The organism is Alteromonas sp. ABM1_013 (genome assembly GCF_056160505.1).
In genome coordinates, this window is record NZ_JBSWXH010000020.1 from 1 (window position 1) to 216 (window position 216).

The 216-nt window shown below is 51.4% G+C and carries 2 tRNA genes; both read left to right on the top strand.

Annotation, left to right across the window (positions count from 1 at the left end):
• The first annotated feature begins 15 nt into the window (after positions 1-15).
• Positions 16-91, top strand: a tRNA-Gln gene (locus ACXAGK_RS19525).
• A 35-nt stretch (positions 92-126) separates the two neighbouring features.
• A tRNA-Leu gene (locus ACXAGK_RS19530) sits at positions 127-211 on the top strand.
• Positions 212-216 lie beyond the last annotated feature (5 nt).

The following is a 216-nucleotide window of genomic DNA, read 5'->3' on the forward strand; positions in this document are numbered from 1 at the left end:
CTTCCGCACCACGACTGGGGTATAGCCAAGTTGGTAAGGCAGCGGGTTTTGATCCCGCCATTCATAGGTTCGAGTCCTGTTACCCCAGCCATTCTTTTTTGAATGACTTTTATAGCTAGCGTCTACGCGGAAGTGGTGGAATTGGTAGACACGCTGGATTTAGGTTCCAGTGCTTCACGGCGTGAGAGTTCAAGTCTCTCCTTCCGCACCACGACT